Annotated in this window: 16 protein-coding genes and 1 pseudogene; 12 read left to right on the forward strand and 5 right to left on the reverse strand. The window is 71.6% G+C overall.

Translation table 11 applies throughout. The annotated features are described in order from the left end of the window. Window positions 1–221: 221 nt before the first annotated feature. From rhaI to ACZ7EG_RS33890, 8 genes are all read left to right on the forward strand, one after another. Window positions 222–1,382 (forward strand): L-rhamnose isomerase, encoded by a 1,161-nt coding sequence (rhaI, locus tag ACZ7EG_RS33855; protein WP_471087535.1) that lies wholly within the window; start codon window positions 222–224, stop codon window positions 1,380–1,382. A gap of 105 nt (window positions 1,383–1,487) precedes the next feature. Next, entirely contained in the window at window positions 1,488–3,527 is a 2,040-nt protein-coding gene (locus tag ACZ7EG_RS33860; protein WP_471087538.1) for a bifunctional aldolase/short-chain dehydrogenase, read from the forward strand. Next, entirely contained in the window at window positions 3,524–4,972 is a 1,449-nt protein-coding gene (locus ACZ7EG_RS33865; RefSeq protein ID WP_471087541.1) for a rhamnulokinase, read from the forward strand. Before ACZ7EG_RS33860 ends, ACZ7EG_RS33865 begins: the two co-directional genes overlap by 4 nt. A 70-nt stretch (window positions 4,973–5,042) precedes the next feature. Further along, window positions 5,043–5,798 carry a (Fe-S)-binding protein gene (locus ACZ7EG_RS33870; protein ID WP_471087543.1) on the forward strand — a complete coding sequence of 252 codons (756 nt, stop codon included), beginning with the start codon at window positions 5,043–5,045 and terminating at the stop codon, window positions 5,796–5,798. Next, complete coding sequence (locus tag ACZ7EG_RS33875) at window positions 5,795–7,273, forward strand: LutB/LldF family L-lactate oxidation iron-sulfur protein (RefSeq protein ID WP_471087545.1); 1,479 nt, start codon at window positions 5,795–5,797, stop codon at window positions 7,271–7,273. Before ACZ7EG_RS33870 ends, ACZ7EG_RS33875 begins: the two co-directional genes overlap by 4 nt. Next, window positions 7,270–7,905, forward strand: a complete 636-nt coding sequence (locus ACZ7EG_RS33880) for a LutC/YkgG family protein (protein WP_471087548.1) — start codon at window positions 7,270–7,272, stop codon at window positions 7,903–7,905. Before ACZ7EG_RS33875 ends, ACZ7EG_RS33880 begins: the two co-directional genes overlap by 4 nt. 243 nt (window positions 7,906–8,148) lie before the next feature. Then, on the forward strand, window positions 8,149–9,006 hold the full coding sequence (locus ACZ7EG_RS33885; RefSeq protein WP_471087552.1) for an AAA family ATPase: 858 nt from the start codon (window positions 8,149–8,151) through the stop codon (window positions 9,004–9,006). Then, window positions 9,003–10,361, forward strand: coding sequence for a vWA domain-containing protein (locus ACZ7EG_RS33890; RefSeq protein WP_471087555.1), 1,359 nt, complete (start codon window positions 9,003–9,005; stop codon window positions 10,359–10,361). Before ACZ7EG_RS33885 ends, ACZ7EG_RS33890 begins: the two co-directional genes overlap by 4 nt. A gap of 50 nt (window positions 10,362–10,411) precedes the next feature. On the opposite strand, the pseudogene ACZ7EG_RS33895 reads toward ACZ7EG_RS33890, so the two are convergent. The 4 genes and pseudogenes from ACZ7EG_RS33895 to ACZ7EG_RS33910 form a co-directional block, all read right to left on the reverse strand. Next, window positions 10,412–10,510, reverse strand: a pseudogene (locus ACZ7EG_RS33895) (short-chain dehydrogenase); the annotation flags it as partial. A 12-nt stretch (window positions 10,511–10,522) separates the two neighbouring features. Continuing rightward, window positions 10,523–10,882, reverse strand: coding sequence for a cupin domain-containing protein (locus ACZ7EG_RS33900; protein WP_053673613.1), 360 nt, complete (start codon window positions 10,880–10,882; stop codon window positions 10,523–10,525). A gap of 60 nt (window positions 10,883–10,942) precedes the next feature. Beyond that, window positions 10,943–11,923 carry a pyridoxal-phosphate dependent enzyme gene (locus ACZ7EG_RS33905; protein ID WP_471087558.1) on the reverse strand — a complete coding sequence of 327 codons (981 nt, stop codon included), beginning with the start codon at window positions 11,921–11,923 and terminating at the stop codon, window positions 10,943–10,945. Then, window positions 11,920–12,603 (reverse strand): helix-turn-helix transcriptional regulator, encoded by a 684-nt coding sequence (locus ACZ7EG_RS33910; RefSeq protein WP_471087560.1) that lies wholly within the window; start codon window positions 12,601–12,603, stop codon window positions 11,920–11,922. Before ACZ7EG_RS33910 ends, ACZ7EG_RS33905 begins: the two co-directional genes overlap by 4 nt. A 184-nt stretch (window positions 12,604–12,787) precedes the next feature. On the opposite strand from ACZ7EG_RS33910, the gene ACZ7EG_RS33915 reads away from it, so the two are divergent. From ACZ7EG_RS33915 to ACZ7EG_RS33925, 3 genes are read left to right on the forward strand one after another with little or no spacing between them, the layout of a single operon-like run. Further along, window positions 12,788–13,708: a metal ABC transporter solute-binding protein, Zn/Mn family gene (locus tag ACZ7EG_RS33915; protein ID WP_471087563.1), complete on the forward strand. Its 921-nt coding sequence runs from the start codon at window positions 12,788–12,790 to the stop codon at window positions 13,706–13,708. Then, complete coding sequence (locus ACZ7EG_RS33920) at window positions 13,705–14,553, forward strand: metal ABC transporter ATP-binding protein (RefSeq protein WP_471087566.1); 849 nt, start codon at window positions 13,705–13,707, stop codon at window positions 14,551–14,553. The genes ACZ7EG_RS33915 and ACZ7EG_RS33920 overlap by 4 nt, the downstream gene beginning before the upstream one ends. Continuing rightward, entirely contained in the window at window positions 14,550–15,572 is a 1,023-nt protein-coding gene (locus tag ACZ7EG_RS33925) for a metal ABC transporter permease (protein ID WP_471087569.1), read from the forward strand. The genes ACZ7EG_RS33920 and ACZ7EG_RS33925 overlap by 4 nt, the downstream gene beginning before the upstream one ends. On the opposite strand, the gene ACZ7EG_RS33930 is transcribed toward ACZ7EG_RS33925, so the two are convergent. Next, on the reverse strand, window positions 15,535–15,729 hold the full coding sequence (locus ACZ7EG_RS33930) for an amidohydrolase family protein (RefSeq protein WP_471087572.1): 195 nt from the start codon (window positions 15,727–15,729) through the stop codon (window positions 15,535–15,537). The genes ACZ7EG_RS33925 and ACZ7EG_RS33930 overlap by 38 nt on opposite strands. Here ACZ7EG_RS33930 and ACZ7EG_RS33935 point away from each other — a divergent pair. After that, window positions 15,718–15,849 (forward strand): hypothetical protein, encoded by a 132-nt coding sequence (locus tag ACZ7EG_RS33935; protein ID WP_471087575.1) that lies wholly within the window; start codon window positions 15,718–15,720, stop codon window positions 15,847–15,849. The two genes, ACZ7EG_RS33930 and ACZ7EG_RS33935, sit on opposite strands and share 12 nt — an antisense overlap. The last annotated feature ends 6 nt before the right edge of the window (window positions 15,850–15,855 follow it).

A 15,855-nucleotide genomic window follows, 5' to 3' on the forward strand; every position in this document is an offset into this window, starting at 1 on the left:
GTCGTGAAAGGTTTCAACTTGGTTGCCGGGACGTTAGGCGGGCCGCGCATGTCACGTCAATGGGTTCCGGTCGAAAAAGTTTCGAGGACAGAAGGTCACGCATGAGTCACGGGAAACCGCCTTGGCCCGAGGGGTTGACACCCCTACGGGGGGCCCATAGCTTCGCGTCCTGAATCGTTTCATTCAGTGGTCGTCACGACCCGATGTCACAGGAGCCTGACGTGACCGAGCTCGCCGCGGCGAAGGCCGCTCTCAAGACACAGGCCGTCGAGACGCCGTCGTGGGCGTACGGGAACTCGGGCACACGCTTCAAGGTCTTCGCGCAGCAGGGCGTTCCGCGCACCCCGTTCGAGAAGCTGGACGACGCGGCGAAGGTGCACGAGTTCACCGGGGTCGCCCCGACGGTGGCCCTGCACATTCCGTGGGACAAGGTCGACGACTACGCGGCGCTGGCCAAGCATGCCGAGCAGCGGGGCGTGAAGCTCGGGGCGATCAACTCCAACACGTTCCAGGACGACGCCTACAAGCTCGGGAGCATCTGTCATCCGGAGGCCTCCGTGCGGCGGAAGGCCGTCGACCATCTGCTGGAGTGCGTCGACATCATGGATGCGACGGGCTCGGGGGATCTGAAGCTGTGGTTCGCCGACGGGACGAACTATCCCGGCCAGGACGACATCCGGGCGCGCCAGGACCGGCTGGCCGAAGGGCTGGCGGAGGTCTACGAGCGGCTCGGGGACGGGCAGCGGATGCTGCTGGAGTACAAGTTCTTCGAGCCGGCGTTCTACACGACGGATGTGCCGGACTGGGGCACCGCCTACGCCCACTGCCTGAAGCTCGGGCCCAAGGCCCAGGTCGTCGTCGACACGGGGCATCACGCCCCGGGGACCAACATCGAGTTCATCGTGGCGACGCTGCTGCGTGAGGGGAAGCTCGGCGGGTTCGACTTCAACTCGCGGTTCTACGCGGACGACGACCTCATGGTCGGGGCGGCGGATCCGTTCCAGCTGTTCCGGATCATGTACGAGGTCGTGCGGGGCGGTGGGTTCTCGCCCGAGGTCGCCTTCATGCTCGACCAGTGCCACAACATCGAGGCGAAGATTCCGGCGATCATCCGGTCGGTGATGAACGTGCAGGAGGCCACGGCCAAGGCGCTGCTGGTCGATGGTGACGCGTTGGCCGCGGCGCAGCGGGCGGGGGACGTGCTGGAGGCGAACGCCGTGGTGATGGACGCGTACAACACGGATGTGCGGCCTCTGCTGCGGGAGGTCCGGGAGGAGATGGGGGTGGACCCCGACCCCGTCGCAGCGTATCGGCGGTCGGGATGGGCCGAGCGGATCGTGGCCGAGCGCGTGGGTGGGCAGCAGGCCGGCTGGGGAGCGTGAGCGTCTGCCGGGTTCTGTCCGATTCGGGCTGCGGGCCGCATGTGGCCGGTCGCGCAGTTCCCCGCGCCCCTGAGATACACACCCTCCGTTGCAAAGGAACCGTTCATGGCCGTTCATCCCGAAGCCGACGCCCTCCTCGCCCGGTCGCACCGGCTCGGGGCCGATCCCCGGAACACGAACTACGCGGGGGGCAATGCCTCCGCCAAGGGCACCGAGACCGACCCCGTCACCGGTGGGGACGTCGAGCTGATGTGGGTCAAGGGGTCCGGCGGTGACCTCGGGACGCTGACCGAGGCCGGGCTCGCCGTACTGCGGCTCGACCGGATGCGGGCGCTCGTCGACGTCTATCCGGGCGTCGAGCGCGAGGACGAGATGGTCGCCGCCTTCGACTACTGCCTGCACGGCAAGGGCGGGGCCGCTCCCTCCATCGACACCGCCATGCACGGGCTGGTCGAGGCCGCGCACGTCGATCATCTGCACCCGGACTCGGGGATCGCGCTCGCCTGTGCCGCCGACGGGGAGAAGCTCACCGCCGAATGCTTCGGGGACAGCGTGGTGTGGGTGCCGTGGCGGCGGCCCGGTTTCCAGCTGGGGCTGGACATCGCCGCCGTGAAGAAGGCCAACCCTCAGGCCGTCGGGTGCGTTCTCGGAGGGCACGGGATCACAGCCTGGGGGGACACCTCCGAGGAGTGCGAGCGGAACTCGCTGCACATCATCCGGACCGCCGAGCGGTTCCTCGCCGAGCGGGGGAAGCCCGAGCCCTTCGGGCCGGTGATCGAGGGGTACGCCGCGCTGGATGCCGCGCAGCGGCGGGAGCGGGCCGCCGCACTCGCCCCGTACGTACGGGCGATCGCCTCCCAGGACCGGCCTCAGGTGGGGCACTTCGACGACTGCGAGGCCGTGCTCGACTTCCTCGCGAGCGCCGAGCACCCGCGCCTCGCCGCGCTCGGCACCTCCTGCCCGGACCACTTCCTTCGCACCAAGGTCCGCCCGCTGGTGCTGGACCTGCCGCCGACCGCTCCGCTCGACGAGGCGATCGCCCGGCTGAAGGAGCTGCACGCCGAGTACCGCGAGGAGTACGCCGCCTACTACCGGCGCCACGCCGAGCCCGACTCCCCCGCCATGCGCGGCGCCGACCCGGCGATCGTGCTGATCCCGGGGGTCGGCATGTTCTCGTTCGGCAAGGACAAGCAGACCGCCCGGGTCGCCGGCGAGTTCTACGTCAACGCCATCAACGTGATGCGCGGGGCCGAGGCCGTGTCCGCCTACGCGCCGATCGAGGAGTCCGAGAAGTTCCGCATCGAGTACTGGGCGCTGGAGGAGGCCAAGCTGCAGCGGATGCCGAAGCCCAAGGCGCTGGCGACCCGGGTGGCTCTGGTGACGGGTGCAGGGAGCGGGATCGGCAAGGCCATCGCGCACCGGCTCGTCGCCGAGGGGGCGTGCGTGGTCGTCGCCGATCTCGACGCGGACAACGCCGAGGCCGTCGCCGAGGAGCTGGGCGGACCCGACAAGGCCGTCGCGGTGACGGTGGACGTCACGTCCGAGGAGCAGATCGCCGAGGCGTTCCGTGCGGCGGTGCTGGCCTTCGGCGGCGTGGACCTCGTCGTCAACAACGCGGGCATCTCGATCTCCAAGCCGCTGCTGGAGACCTCCGCCAAGGACTGGGACCTCCAGCACGACATCATGGCCCGCGGCTCCTTCCTGGTGTCGCGGGAGGCGGCCCGGGTGATGATCGCCCAGCAACTGGGTGGTGACATCGTCTACATCGCCTCGAAGAACGCCGTGTTCGCCGGGCCCAACAACATCGCCTACTCCGCCACCAAGGCCGACCAGGCCCACCAGGTGCGGCTGCTCGCGGCCGAATTGGGCGAGCACGGCATCCGCGTCAACGGCGTCAACCCGGACGGCGTGGTGCGTGGCTCGGGGATCTTCGCCGGCGGGTGGGGCGCCCAGCGGGCCGCCGTGTACGGGGTGGAGGAGGAGAAGCTGGGTGAGTTCTACGCCCAGCGGACCATCCTCAAGCGCGAGGTGCTCCCTGAGCACGTGGCCAACGCCGTCTACGCGCTGACCGGTGGTGACCTCACGCACACGACCGGTCTGCACATCCCGGTCGACGCCGGCGTTGCGGCCGCCTTCCTGCGATGAGCGCCGCCGTGAAGTCGTACGCCGCGGTCGATCTCGGCGCGTCCAGCGGGCGCGTCATGGTCGGCCGTGTCGGACTCGACTCGCTGGAGCTGAGCGAGGCCCACCGCTTCCCGAACCGGCCGGTACGCGTGCCCGAGGGGCTGCGCTGGGACGTGCTCGGCCTGTACGCCGGAGTGCTGGACGGGCTGCGGGCAGCGGGACAGGTCGCCTCCGTCGGCATCGACAGCTGGGCCGTGGACTACGGGCTGCTGGACGCCGACGGGGCGCTGCTCGGCAATCCCGTGCACTACCGGGACGCCCGCACGGAGGGCGTCCCGGAGAAGGTGTGGGCGACCGTGCCCGCCGGGGAGCTGTACGCCGCGACCGGGTTGCAGTACGCGCCCTTCAACACGCTGTACCAGCTCATCGCCGCCCGCTCCACGGCCCAGCTCGCCCGGGCCCGGCGGCTGTTGCTGATGCCGGACCTGCTGACGTACTGGCTGACCGGCGAGCAGGGCACGGAACTCACCAACGCGTCCACGACCCAGCTGATCGACCCGCGCACCCGCGACTGGGCGTACGGCGTCGCGGAGCGCCTAGGTGTCGACCTCGGGCTGTTCGCGCCGCTGCGGCAGCCCGGTGATCCGGCGGGGGTACTGCGGCCACGGGTGCTGGAGGAGACCGGGCTGAGCGGTCCCGTGCCGGTGACGGCCGTCGGGTCGCACGACACCGCGTCGGCGGTCGCCGCCGTACCCGCGTCGGGTGAGCGGTTCGCCTACATCTGTACCGGCACCTGGTCGCTGGCCGGTCTGGAACTGGACGCGCCGGTGCTGACCGAGGACAGCCGGGCCGCGAACTTCACCAACGAGCTCGGGCTGGACGGCACGGTCCGCTATCTGCGGAACATCATGGGGCTGTGGCTGCTCCAGGAGTGCGTACGGGCCTGGGGCGAACCGGATCTCGGCGCGCTGCTGCTGGAGGCGTCCAAGGCGCCGGCGCTGCGGTCGGTCGTGGACGCGGGCGACGCGGGGTTCCTCGCGCCCGGGCGGATGCCGGAGCGGATCGCCGAGGCGTGCCGTGTCTCGGGGCAGCCGGTGCCCGAGTCGCCGGCCCAGGTGACGCGCTGCATCCTCGACTCCCTCGCGCTCGCGCACCGCAAGGCCGTCCAGGACGCCCAGCGGCTGGCCGGACACGCGGTCGACGTCGTCCATGTGGTGGGAGGCGGTACGCGCAACGCCCTGCTGTGCCAGCTGACCGCCGACGCGTGCGGGCTGCCGGTGGTGGCCGGGCCCACCGAGGCGGCGGCCCTGGGGAACGTCCTGGTGCAGGCGCGGGCGGACGGGCTGGTCGGCGACCTGGCCGGGATGCGGCGGCTGCTCGTGAACACGCAGCCGCTCACCCGGTACGAGCCGCGCGGCGGAACCGAGCGGTGGCGCGCCGCGCAGGCTCGGCTCGCCGCGCAGTGATGGGGTCTCCCGCAGGCCCCGCGCCCGGACTAGGCTGCACTCATCCGATGACCGACCACGAGGAGCCGCGATGCGTGTCGCCCTGTTCCTGACCTGTGTCAACGACACGCTGTATCCGGACACCGGGCGCGCCGTGGTGAAACTGCTGACCAGGCTGGGTGTCGATGTCGACTTCCCGATGGCGCAGACCTGCTGCGGGCAGGCTCACTACAACACCGGGTACCGACGTGAGGCCGAGCCGCTCGCCCGGCATTTCTCCGATGTATTCGGCGAGTACGAGGCGATCGTGACACCGTCCGGGTCGTGCGGGGCGATGGTGCGGGAGCTGTATCCGCGGATGGGCGAACGGGCCAGGGCGGAGGGGCGCGGGGACACTCTCGCCGCCACACTGGCGCCGGTGGTGCCGAAGACGTACGAGCTGACGGAGTTCCTGGTCGATGTGCTGGGCGTGACGGACGTCGGGGCGTACTACCCGCACAAGGTGACCTACCACCCGACCTGCCACGGGCTGCGCGGACTCGGCCTCGGTGAGCGGCCGCGGCGGCTGCTGCAGTCGGTGAAGGGGCTGGAGCTCGTCGAGCTGCCGGGCGCGGACGAGTGCTGCGGGTTCGGCGGCACCTTCGCGCTGAAGAACGCCGACGTCTCGGCGGCGATGGGCGCCGACAAGGTGCGCAACGCCGAGTCGACGGGCGCCGGGGTGCTGTGCGCGGCCGACAACTCCTGCCTGATGCACATCGGCGGGACGATGACCCGGCTGCGGACCGGCATGCGGCCGGTTCACATCGCGGAGATCCTGGCGAGCACAAAGGAGGAACCGGCCGTATGAGCGGGACGTATCTCGGCATGCCGGCGTTTCCGGAGGCCGCGCGAGAGGCCTTGGGGAATGCGACCCTGCGCGGCAATCTGCGGCACGCCACGCACACCATCCGCGCCAAGCGGGCGAAGGCGGTGTCGGAGGTGTCCGACTGGGCCGAGCTGCGCGAGGCGGGCAAGCGGATCAAGGACCACACGCTGCGCCATCTCGAGCGCTACCTCGTGCAGTTGGAGGAGTCGGTCACGGCCGCGGGCGGCGTCGTGCACTGGGCCGCCGACGCGGACGAGGCCAACGAGATCGTCACCCGGCTCGTGAAGACGACCGGCGAGTCGGAGGTCGTCAAGGTCAAGTCGATGGCCACGCAGGAGATCGGTCTCAACGAGGCGCTGGAGGCCGAGGGCATCCATGCCTACGAGACCGATCTGGCCGAGCTGATCGTGCAGTTGGGCAAGGACCGGCCTTCGCACATCCTCGTCCCGGCCATCCACCGCAACCGGGGCGAGATCCGGGACATCTTCGCCCGTGAGATGAGCGAGTGGGGCCGGCCCGCCCCCGACGGCCTGACCGATTCACCGGCCGAACTCGCCGAGGCCGCCCGTGTGCACCTGCGGGAGAAGTTCCTGCGGGCCAAGGTCGGCATCTCCGGCGCCAACTTCATGGTCGCCGAGACGGGCACCCTGGTGGTCGTGGAGTCCGAGGGCAACGGCCGGATGTGCCTGACCCTGCCCGAGACGCTGATCTCGGTCGTCGGCATCGAGAAGATCGTGCCGACGTGGCAGGACCTCGAGGTCTTCCTGCAGACACTCCCCCGCTCCTCGACCGCGGAGCGCATGAACCCGTACACGTCGACATGGACCGGCACGACCGATCAGGACGGGCCGGGCACCTTCCATCTGGTGCTGCTGGACAACGGCCGCACCGACACCCTCGCCGACGAGGTCGGCCGGCAGGCACTGCGCTGCATCCGCTGCTCGGCCTGCCTGAATGTGTGCCCCGTCTACGAGCGGGCCGGCGGCCATGCCTACGGCTCGGTGTACCCGGGACCGATCGGCGCGATCCTCAGCCCTCAACTGCGGGGTACGGGCAGCGAGATCGACGCCTCGCTGCCGTACGCCTCGTCGCTGTGCGGGGCGTGCTACGAGGTGTGCCCGGTCGCGATCGACATCCCGGAGGTGCTGGTGCACCTGCGGGAGCGGGTGGTGCAGGGCGGCGAGGTCACGCGGGAGGGCAACAAGGTGGTGCTGCGGCCCGCGAAGGGGCATGCCGCCGAGCGGGCGGCCATGCGCGCGGCACGCTGGGCGTTCACGCACGCGGGGGCGCTGCGCACCGGCCAGCGCGTCGCCTCCCGGACGCGTCGCTTCCACCCCCGGACGCTGCCCGGCCCGGGCAAGGCCTGGAGCGGGTCCCGGGATCTGCCGCCGGTGCCCGCCGAACCGTTCAGGGACTGGTGGCAGCGGACTCGTGGTGGGAAGGACGCGGACAGGTGAACAGCAGGGAACGGATCCTGGGGCGGGTGCGGCGCGCGCTGGCGGACGCACCGGCCGACGAGACGCCGATCGTGCGGGACTACCTGCGCGAGCACGGGCAGCGGACCGTCGCGCGGACGGTGGAGCTGCTCGCCGAGAACCTGGCGGACTACCGGGCGCTCGTGCACCGCACGGATGCCGCCGGACTGCCCGTTCTGATCGCGGGGCTGCTGGACCGGCGCGGGGCGGCTTCGGTGCTGGTGCCGCCCGGGCTGGACGAGGAGTGGCTGGCGGCGACCGGGGTGACGCGGGTGGCCGACCGGGCCGAGAGCACTCCGGACGAGCTGGACCGGGTGGACAGTGTGGTGACGGCCTGTGCGGTCGCGATCGCCGAGACCGGCACCATCGTGCTGGACGGCTCGCCCGACCAGGGCCGCCGCCGGATCACTCTCGTCCCCGACCACCACATCTGTGTGGTGCGGGTGCCCGGCCAGGTCGTGTCGTCCGTGCCGCAGGGGCTCGAACGCCTCGACCCGGCACGCCCGTTGACGTGGATCTCCGGACCTTCGGCGACCAGTGACATCGAGCTGGACCGCGTCGAGGGGGTGCACGGCCCACGCACGCTGGAGGTGATCCTGGTCGGCGAGGACTGACCCCGCCTTCGGACTCAGGGACGATCGAGTCCGGCAGGGCGGTCGCAGCCACGTGTCGATGAGCGGGTCCCGGGTGGACGCCTTGTGGGTTGTGGCCCTACCGGGAGAGCAGCGCGCCGCCTCCGGGGGGAAACCGATCGGTTTTGCCGTCGGCCCGGACGGGAATCCCGTGACACCGCGGGTGAACAAGCGCTTAGATAGTGCCTGCCCGTCAGTCCCTCGCCGCCGTCCTGGAGGCCACCGTTGTTCACATCCGTCGACGACGTCTCCGCACGCCTCGCCGAGACCGGCTACCTCGCCTCGCCCGCCGTCGCCACCACCGTCTTCCTCGCCGATCGCCTCGGCAAGCCGCTCCTCGTGGAAGGCCCGGCCGGAGTCGGCAAGACGGAGCTCGCCAAGGCCGTCGCCGAGGTGGCCGGAGCGCGGCTGGTCCGCCTGCAGTGCTACGAGGGGGTGGACGAGTCCCGGGCGCTGTACGAGTGGAACCACGCCAAGCAGCTCCTGCGCATCAGCGCGGGCCGCGACGAGACGTGGGACGAGGCCCGTACGGACATCTTCAGCGAGGAGTTCCTCCTCACCCGGCCCCTCCTGACGGCGATCCGGGGCGACGAGCCGAAGGTGCTGCTGATCGACGAGACCGACAAGGCCGACGTCGAGGTGGAGGGCCTGCTTCTGGAGGTGCTCAGCGACTTCCAGGTGACCGTCCCCGAACTGGGCACCATCACCGCGACCCGCCGCCCCTTCGTCGTCCTCACCTCCAACGCGAGCCGGGAGCTGTCCGAGGCGCTGCGCCGCCGCTGCCTCTTCCTGCACATCGGCTTTCCCGACGAGGAGCTGGAGCGCCGGATCGTACGGCTGAAGGTGCCGGGGCTCGACGAGACCCTGGCCCGCTCGGTCGTCCGGATCGTGGGCGCGCTGCGGGCTATGGATCTGCGCAAGGCGCCGTCGGTCGCCGAGACCGTCGACTGGGCGCACACCCTGCTCGCGCTCGGCGCCGAGTCGCTGGACGAGACGATCGTGAAGGCCACGCTCGGCGTGCTCCTCAAGCATCAGGACGACGTCCTCAAGGCGTCCGCCAAGCTGGACCTGGACGCCCTGTGACCACGCCGGAGGGCGTCGCCGAGCGGCTGACGTCACTGGTCGGGGCGCTGCGCGCGCACGGTGTGCGGATCGGCACCGGCGAGACGGTCGACGCGGCGCGGGCGGTCGGGGAACTCGGGCTCGCGGACCGGGAGCTGCTGCGCGAGGGGCTCGCGGCGACGCTGCTGCACGGGCCCGCGCAACGGCAGGTGTTCGACCCGGTCTTCGACCTGTACTTCCCGCGCGGCGTCGGCGGCCCCGAGCACCGGGCGGCGGGGCGCGAGGATCTGCGGGACCGGCTGGCCGACGCCCTGGCCGCCGACGACCGGGAGATGCTGGGCCGGCTGGCGATCGAGGCGGTCGACGGTTTCGGCGGCTACGGTTCCTCGCCGGAGTCGGACGGCTGGTCGTCGTACCAGGCACTCGAGCGGCTGCGGCCGCAGACACTGCTGGCCCGGGTGCGTGACACCGTCCGGGGGCAGGGCGGGAGGCAGGGGTTCGCGGACCGGCTGCTGGAGGACGAGATCCGGCGGCGCATTGACGCCTTCCGCGCCCTGGTGGCCGCGGAGGCACGGCGGCGGGTCGCCGAGCGGCGCGGCCGGGACGAGATCGCCCGGCGGGCTGTGGCCCCGACCGCGGACCGGGTGGACTTCCTGTTCGCCGGGCAGGACCGGCTGGCCGAGCTGCGCAGAACGGTGCAGCCGCTGGCCCGCAAGCTCGCGACCCGGCTGGCGGCCCGGCGCCGTCGCGCCTCCCGGGGCACGATCGATCTGCGGCGGACCCTGCGCGGTTCGCTGTCGACGGGCGGAGTGCCGATGAAGCCGGTGCTGCGCGCACGGCGTCCCGCCCGCCCCGAACTGGTGCTGCTGTGCGACGTGTCGGGTTCGGTCTCCGGCTTCTCCGATTTCACGATGCTGCTGGTGCAGGCGTTGCACGACCAGTTCAGCAAGGTGCGCGTTTTCGCCTTCGTCAACCGGATCGACGAGGTGACCGGGCTGCTGGAGCACGGGCGGGCCGATCCGGAAGGGCTGGGCACCCGCATCCAGGCGGAGGCGGCCGTCACGGGCTATCACGGAAGCAGCGACTACGGCATGGCCCTGGGCGAGTTCGCGGAGCGGTACGCGGACGCGGCCGGTTCCCGTACGACCGTGTTCGTCCTCGGTGACGCCCGTACGAACCGGAGCGACCCGAATCTGCCCGCCCTGCGGCAGATCGCCGAGCGCGCCCGCCGCGTCCACTGGCTGAACCCCGAGCAGCGCTCCCGCTGGGGCACGGGCGACTCCGTCGCGCCCGCCTACGCCGAGCTGGTCGAGATGCACGAGTGCCGCAACGCCCGGCAGCTGAGCGCCCTGGTGGCCCGGCTGCTGCCGGTGTGATCAGACGGCGGCGAGATGCGGGCAGAGGGTGTGCGGGCCGACCGCGAGACCGCCTTGACCTGCCGTGAGAGGTCGTCGGCCAGGACCTCGTAGGCGCCCGACGCGATGCCGTCGAGGGCCTGGGCGACGACGGAGCGGGCCGTGGACTTGAAGCGGCCTCGCTAGTCCTTCTTGGCGTACTCCTTGGCCATGCTGCCCGCGAAGTCGTACACCACGCACTGCTCGTCGCCGACGACCCAGGCGTCGTGGCCGGGCGCGCAGACGAACACGTCGCCGGGTCCCACTTCGCTCTCCGCGCCGTCGTCCATGCGGATGTGCATACGGCCCGAGACGACGTAGCCGTTGTGGTGGATCCGGCAGCTGTCCGTCCCCGCGATCGGGGCCACGGACTCGGACCAGCGCCAGCCCGGTTCGAAGGTGGCCACGGCGAAGTCCAGCCCTGTCATGTGGACGGCTTCCAGGTGGCCTCGGGGGTAGTCGCGCCGCTCGTCCGGCTTGTCGAGCGTCTTCACTTCAAGCATGACGCTCCTCCTCGGTGGGGGTGTGCCTCCATCGTCCGTCCGCCCTCCGGGCGGCGCCATTCAGGGGGTGGCGCCGCCGCAGAGTTCGGCGAAGCGTCCGGCGTCGATGTTGCCGCCGGAGATGACGACACCGACGCGAGGGGGGAGGGTGCCCGCCCGGCCGGTGAGCAGTGCGGCCAGCGGGGTGGCGCCGCTCGGCTCGACGACGATCTTCAGACGCTCGAAGGCGAACCGCATCGCGTCCCGGATCTCGTCGTCGGTGACCAGGACGACCTCGTCGAGGAGCCGTGCGTTGACCGAGAACGTCAGCTCTCCCGGGGTGTGCAGGGCCTGGCCGTCGGCGATGGTGTGCGGGACCGGGATGCTGACGCGCCGGCCCGCTTCCAGCGAACGCTTGGTGTCGTCCCCGGCCTCCGGCTCGACACCGACGGTCCGGATGCCGGGGTGCAGCCCCTTGGCCGCCGTGGCGCTGCCGGCCATCAGCCCGCCACCGCCGACCGGCGTCAGCAGCGCGTCCAGCTCCCCTACCTCTTCGAGGAGTTCGAGAGCGGCCGTGCCCTGCCCGGCCATGACGTGCGGGTGCTCGTAGGGCGGGATGAGGGCGAGGCCGCGCTCGGCGGCGAGGGCCTCGGCGAGGGCGACGCGGTCTCCGGTGTAGCGGTCGTACGTGACGATCTCGGCGCCGTAGCCGGCGGTGGCGGCCCGCTTCGAGGGCGGAGCGTCCTCCGGCATGACGATGACGGCGGTGGTGCCCAGCTCCCGGGCTGCTAGGGCGACGGCCTGGGCGTGGTTGCCGGAGGAGTAGGCGGCGATGCCCCGGGACAGCTGCTCGGGGGTGAGGCGGGAGGCGGCGTTGTAGGCGCCGCGGAACTTGAAGGCGCCCACGCGCTGGAAGTTCTCGCACTTGAGGAAGACCTCGGTTCCGGCGAGCGCGTCCAGGGTGCGGGAGCGCAGCACGGGCGTGCGGTGGGCGACGCCTTTGAGGCGGGCGGCGGCGTCCCGGACGTCGTCGAGGGTGACCGGTGGGGTGGTGGTCGTCACGCGGATCCTCCGGTGGAAGTGTCGTGGGCGGCCCGGGCCCGGGACAGGTAGTTGTAGGCGGACGCACGGGAGATGCCGAGCCGGGCGGCGACCTGTTCGACGGCGCCGCGCACGGCGAAGACCCCGCGGCCGTCCAGGCCGCCGAACAGCTCCAGGCGTTCCGCGCGGTCGAGCTCCGCCCAGCTGCCCCGCTGCTGAGACCGGTGGGCGTCGACGAGGGCGTCGACCACGGAGTCGATGTCGTTGCCGAAGGTGGTCGTCGGGAGCTCCGCCGGAGCGGCGGCACCGACTCCGGCGAGCGCGCCGAGCAGGTCGTGGACCTGGGTGACTGCGCCGACGTCCACGTTGATGCAGAGGGCGCCGAACACCGCTCCCGTGGAATCCCGGAGCACCATGGTGGAGGACTTCACCAGCGTGCCGTTGCGGGCGCGGCTGACGTAGTTCAGCTCGTCGGACGCCTCGTCGCCGCGGGCGAGGACACGCATGCCGATCTCGCTCATCGCGCCGCCGACCGTACGCCCGGTCACCGCTCCGGCCACCGCGACCACCGATCGCTCCGGGTTCCGGTAGTCGTGCAGCACGACGTCGCAGACCGGCCCGAAGGTCGCGGCGATCCCGTCCACGACCGGCTTCAGCGCGGCGAGGACCGCGTCCCGCTCGGCATTCAGAGCGTTGCTCATCTCCGCCCCCTCTCATCACGATCACCTTAGACCATGAGTCCAGCGCCTGGATAGCGAGTCCAGAGAATCACCAACAATTGGCAATGGTTTTCACATGACTTCGACCGCAAGCCGCTTCTGACATTCATTCCCATCTAGCGTGCTGTCCGCCGATGACCTTTGCGCCCGCCCTCCTGGAGGAGCCATGCCCCTGTCCACGTCCCGCCGCATCGCGCTGCTGACCAGCGCGTCACTGGCCCTGCTGGCGGGCTGCGGCGGCTCGTCGGACTCCTCCGGCGGCAAGAGCACACCGGCTCGCGTGACCGTGGTCGCCTCCACGAACGTCTGGGGCGACATCGCCCGACGCATAGGCGGCGATCGGGTCGACGTCACGTCGGTCATCAGCGACCCCGACCAGGACCCGCACTCCTACGAGGCCGACCCCCAGAACCAGCTGGCGCTGGCCAGGGCGAAGGTCGTCGTCGAGAACGGCGGCGGCTACGACGACTTCGTCGACCGCATGCTCAAGAGCGGCCACAACGGCTCCGCCGAGGTGATCAACGCGGTCGAGGTGTCCGGGAGGACCGCGCCCAAGGGCGGCGAGCTCAACGAGCACGTCTGGTACGACTTCCCCACCGTCGCCAAGGTCGCCGACCGGATCTCCGCCGTCCTCGCGAAGGCCGACCCGGGCGACGCCGGCGCCTTCACGAGGAACGCCGCCGCCTTCAAGGCGAAGCTCGCACCGCTGGAGGCCGGGGAAGCGCGGATCAAGAAGGCGCACGACGGTGAGGGCATCGCCATCACCGAGCCGGTACCGCTGTACATGACCGAGGCGAGCGGCCTGGTGAACCGGACGCCCGCGCAGTTCAGCGAGGCGATCGAAGAGGGCGACGACGTCTCCCCGCGCGTCCTCCAAGCGAGCCTCGCGCTGTTCAGCGGCAAGAAGGTGAAGGCCCTCGTCTACAACGAGCAGACCTCCGGACCCCAGACCGAGGGGGCCGAGGCGGCGGCCAAGGCGGCCGGCATCCCCGTCGTGCCCGTGACCGAGACCCTGCCTCGGGGCAAGGACTACTTCGGCTGGATGACCGCCAACATCGACGCGCTCTCGAGCGCTCTGGCCAAGTGACCCCGACACCCCGGCAGGACGGCACACCGGTCATCGCCCTGCGCGCGGCCGCCCTGACCTACGGCGACCGCGAGGTGTGGAGCGGTCTCGATCTCGACGTGCGGCCCGGGGAGTTCCTGGCCGTGCTGGGCCCCAACGGCGCGGGCAAGACCAGTTTCGTCCGGGCGCTGCTGGGCCGTCAGCCGCTGTCCGCCGGCACGCTGACCGTCCTCGGCCGGCCGGCCCGCGAGGCCGCCCGGCACATCGGCTACGTCCCACAGCAGGCGGCGCTGTCCGCGCAGGCCATGCTGCGCGCCCGGGATCTCGTCCGGTTCGGCATCGACGGCCACCGCTTCGGGCCGCGGCCACGCACCGGCGGCGTCCGCCGCAGGGTGGACGAGATCCTCGCGTCGGTCGGCGCCTCGGCCTACGCCGACGTCCCGCTCGGGATGCTCTCCGGCGGCGAACGGCAGCGCGTGCGCATCGGGCAGGCCCTGGCGACCGACCCCCGCCTACTGCTGTGCGACGAGCCGCTGCTGTCGCTCGACCTGCACCACCAGCGGGCCGTCACCGAGCTGATCGACGCCCGGCGTCGCTCTGACGGCACGGCCGTGGTGTTCGTGACGCACGAGATCAACCCGGTGCTGGGCATGGCCGACCGGGTGCTGTACCTGGCTCCCGGCGGCCACCGGGCCGGGACCCCGGAGGAGGTGTTGACCTCGGAGTCGCTGTCCCGCCTCTACGGCACGCGGGTCGACGTGCTCCGCGTCCGGGGCCGGGTGGTGGTCGCGGGAGCTCCCGACGAGACGGCCGGCCCGCCTCACCACCCCGAGCAGGCCCACGAGACGGACGGAGGGCGCGCATGACACTCGCCGACGGGATCTGGCACCAGATCTTCGACTTCACCGACTACGGCGAACTCCTCGCCCTGGTCCGCAACTCCCTGGTCGTCGGCGTGGCACTGGGCCTGGTGGGCGGACTGGCCGGGGTGTTCGTCCTGATGCGGGACCTGCCGTTCGCGGTGCACGGCATCAGTGAGCTGTCGTTCGCGGGCGCCTCGGCCGCCCTGCTGCTGGACGCGAACATCGTGGTCGGCTCGATCGCCGGTTCGCTCCTGGCCGCCGGTGCCATCGGCGTCCTCGGGTCCCGGGCCCGGGACCGCAACTCGGTGATCGGCATCATCATGCCGTTCGGCCTGGGACTCGGTGTGCTCTTCCTCGCCCTGTACAAGGGCCGGGCGGCCAACAAGTTCGGGCTGCTCACCGGGCAGATCGTCGCCGTGGACACCCCGCAGATGTCGTGGCTGCTGGGCACGTCCGCCCTGGTGCTGGTGGCCCTGGCGGTCATGTGGCGTCCGCTGGCCTTCGCCAGCACGGATCCGGACGTGGCGGAGGCCCGTGGGGTGCCGGTGCGTGCGCTGTCCTTCGCGTTCATGGTGGTGCTCGGGCTCGCGGTCGCCCTGTCGGTGCAGATCGTCGGCGCGCTGCTGGTGCTCTCCCTGGTCGTCACCCCGGCCGCGGCGGCCGCCCGCGTCACCCCGTCGCCGGTCCTGCTGCCCGCGCTGAGCGTGGTGTTCGCCGTGCTCTCCATCGAGGGCGGCATCCTGCTCGCCCTGGGCAGCAGCATCCCCATCAGCCCCTACGTCACGACGATCTCGTTCACCCTCTACGCGGTGTGCCGGGTGGCCGGCCGGTACCGCAACCGGCGGTGGGGGGTGCGACGCACGGCGGTGCGGGCGGCCCGAGCGGCTCTCACCGCTCGCACCCGACCGGACCTCACCGCTCCAACCCGGCTGGGCCTCACCGCTCGCACCCGACCGGACCCCACCGCTCCAACCCGGCTGGGCCTCACCGCTCGAAGACCACCTGCCCGTCGAACACCGTGAGATCCACCTGCGCCTGAGTGATCTCGTGCGGGTCGAGACCCGGCAGCGGCCGGTCCAGGACGCACAGGTCGGCGGCCCGGCCCGCTTCGAGGGTGCCCTTCCATTCGTCCGCGAAATCCTGCCGCTGTTCCTGTCGCCGCGGACCGTGCACAGCCATGTCGAGCACCTGCTGCGCAAGACCGGCTGCGCCTCGCGGGCCGAGGCCACCGCGCTCGCGGTGCGCGACGGGGTGCTGCGACCCGACCCGGATCACCTCGCGCGGTTCGTCGAGCGGTGATCCGGG

This window comes from Streptomyces sp. NPDC037100 (genome assembly GCF_055606225.1).